Consider the following 2787-nt stretch of genomic DNA (forward strand, 5'->3'; position numbering starts at 1 on the left):
GACGTACATGGTGCGGCCACGCATGCAGCCCGCGAACAGGTCCCGCAGGGTGACGCGCATCTCGTCCGGGTCGGCCCAGTTGTTCGTGGGACCGGCATCGTCCTGGCTTTTCGAGCAGATGAAGGTGCGGTCCTCGACGCGGGCGACATCGCTGGGGTCGCTCGCGGCGTAGTAGCTGCCAGGCCGCTTGTCCTCGGCGAGGCGGAGAAACGTGCCCTTGGCGACCAGCTCGGCGCAAAGTTGCTCATACTCGGCGTCGCTGCCGTCGCACCAGTGGACCCGGTCGGGCTGGGTGAGGTCGGCGATCGTGGCGACCCACTCCAACAGTGCCGGGTGCGTCGTCGGCATCGACTGTAGGCCCGGGATCGTGACGGGCATCTCCCACTCCTTCGACAGACCGTTGGATGGTTGAACTGTACTCCTTCTATCTGACGAACTTGTCAGGTTGTCGAACGTCGACTGTGGAGATCATCGACTGTGGAGATCATCGACATTTCGCCGTACGCCTGTCGGCGGGCGTACTCCGAGCGGGACGTGTCGCGACGCCGCTGCGCCAGCTGAAGGCGGAGTTCTTCCGGGCTCCTGGCCACCCGACGCGCACCCGGGCGCCGGAGAGTGGCCGGSGACGGTGGGCGCATCATCCGGCTCCGGACGGCGCAGCCCCAAAGATCCTCCCCAGGCAAGCCAGCTCCATGATCACCACCTGGAGGCCCCTCCTCGCTCTCGCACCCCACTCTCGGCGATCACATGGGGATTGAAGACTTCATCAAGTTGCGACATTGTGGTTAGCTCATGCGTGGAGCGCTCCGGACGTGGYGGGATCTTCCTCCGCGTTGCCCTCTTGGCGCGGCTCTCGTGATCGCGTGCGGCGTGGGCCGGTTCCCGGGTCCGCCGGTCGGCGCTCCCGCGCCCTGTCCGGTGTGGTGCGGGGCCCAGCGGAAGGCGGTGGGACAGGTGCCGGTGTGGGATCCACTCGCGGCGATCGAGGCGGAGCCTCGAACCTCTCCCAGCAGTTGGCGGTGCTGCGCCGAGCGGGGATCGTGACCGCGCCCCGGGATGGCGCGACGGTGGTGTACGCGCTGACGGGCGGGGATGTGGCCGAGTTGATGCGCGCCGCGCGGCGGATCCTCACCGAGTTGTTGACCGGCCAGCAAGGTCTGCTCGCCCAGCTACACGAGGCGGAGACGAGCTCAGGCGGGGCGGGGACATGAGCGGTCAGGTCGCGAAGGATGTGCTGCAGGTATCGCGGTACCAACGCGAATTGATCTCGGGACACGCTGGCCGACCCGATGGCCACCGACGTACCCCGGATGGGATGTACACCGAACGGGCGCCCGCCGCAGGGCATTCGTCAACATCGGGAGGCGGCCAGATGGGCCGTGGCCTGAGGCAGTCAGGAGACCGACCTACAGCACGGCACCGCCAAGCCTCCCGGCGACGTCCAAGTCAAGAAGGCGAAGAAGGTCGACAACCTCGCCATCCGAGGCGGCTAGATCGACTTCCCCACTGTTGACGCTATGACGGTCAAGCCGCGACCGGATCCAGCAGATCGTGTCGAGGGCCCCTGGCGAAGCGACGCCACCCGTCATGATCACATGGAATTCAGTGCCGTGACCGGCAGAGTTCGCCCTGCCGGTCACGGCACTGGAACTATCTCGAGTAATGAAACCGACACCGAGGAATGCGGCGGAGTCGTGTCGCCTCGTGTTCTCGGAAGGCATCAGACACAACGAGCACCGTAGCGGAGGTGCGCAATGGCCGGAAGGGGTCGTTCCATGGGACGCGGACGAGCGAAAGCCAAGCACACGAAAGTCGCACGCAAACTCAAATACGCCTCCCCCGACCTGGATCTCGACCGACTCCAATCAGACCTCGGCGACGCACCCACCCGGGACCACGACGACCGCGACGAACTCCCGGACCCGCAGGCCCTCGACCCGGCGGACGAGAACTGGACGCCAACCGGCTGAGCCCAACCGCCGACGCCGCGCCCGAAGCTGGAAACCCTGTGGCGCGACCTATGGAGGGGCAGCGAGCCCGGAGGCGGACTACAGGCCTGCAGCTGATCAGGAACTGCCTCCCTGAACGGCCGGATACTGTTTAAAGGCTTCGGGCCGCAGGCCGAAAGTAGAGCGGTCAACACCAGGAAGACCACCGCACCTGGGCCGGATACTCTTCGCCCCGGTCTCCGTCCTCGGGTTCGGTTTCGAACTGATGCCTGCCCCACGGCGATTCAACGCTGCAGGGCACTGTTGCATCGGCGAAGTCGGCCATCGCGGGGCGTCCGATCGGTCATGATCGGTTGATGCGTCGACGCCGTGTCCGTCGACTGGCTCCGGTGTCGGAGTTCGCCGGGTTCCGGTTCCCACCCGAGGTGATCGTCCTTGCGGTGCGGTGGTRCCTGCGGTACGCGCTGTCCTACCGGGACGTCGAAGGGCTCCTCGCTGAACGCGGCCTCGAGGTCGACCACGTCACGATCTACCGGTGGGTGCAACGCTTCACACCCCTACTCGCCGACGCGGCCCGGCCCTGTCGGCACCGTCCCGGCGACAGCTGGTTTGTTGATGAAACGTATGTGAAGGTCGCGGGCCGCTGGACCTACCTGTACCGGGCCGTTGACCAGCGCGGACAGGTCATCGACGTCCTCGCCAGCACCCGCCGCGACCAGGCCGCCGCCCGAAGGTTCTTCACCCAGGCGCTGTCCCACGGCCGCCGGCCGGTGGAAGTCACCACCGACAAGGCACCCGTCTACCCGCGGGTCCTCGACGAGCTCCTCCCCGAGGCCTG

General features: G+C 66.8%; 2 protein-coding genes and 2 pseudogenes. 3 read left to right on the forward strand and 1 reads right to left on the reverse strand.

What is annotated here, in order from left to right; genetic code table 11:
- Nucleotides 1-378: pseudogene (locus CC117_RS09250) on the reverse strand (phosphoenolpyruvate carboxykinase (GTP)); the annotation flags it as partial.
- A 570-nt stretch (nt 379-948) separates the two neighbouring features.
- Between CC117_RS09250 and CC117_RS09255 the strand changes: the two are divergent.
- The 3 genes and pseudogenes from CC117_RS09255 to CC117_RS09270 all read left to right on the forward strand — a co-directional run.
- Nucleotides 949-1211 (forward strand): annotated as a pseudogene (locus tag CC117_RS09255) (helix-turn-helix domain-containing protein); the annotation flags it as partial.
- A gap of 564 nt (nt 1212-1775) precedes the next feature.
- Entirely contained in the window at nt 1776-1970 is a 195-nt protein-coding gene (locus CC117_RS09265) for a DUF3073 domain-containing protein (protein ID WP_071083335.1), read from the forward strand.
- 368 nt (nt 1971-2338) lie between these two features.
- Nucleotides 2339-2787: IS6 family transposase (locus CC117_RS09270; protein WP_198541782.1), on the forward strand; the 449-nt coding region annotated here is incomplete at its 3' end.

Source organism: Parafrankia colletiae (genome assembly GCF_001854655.1).
GTDB classification, from domain to species: Bacteria; Actinomycetota; Actinomycetes; order Frankiales; family Frankiaceae; genus Parafrankia; species Parafrankia colletiae.

Excerpts from the sequence above, each read along its gene's own strand:
- CC117_RS09265 (WP_071083335.1), top strand. The coding sequence starts at position 1,776 with ATGGGACGCGGACGAGCGAAAGCCAAGCACACGAAAGTCGCACGCAAA.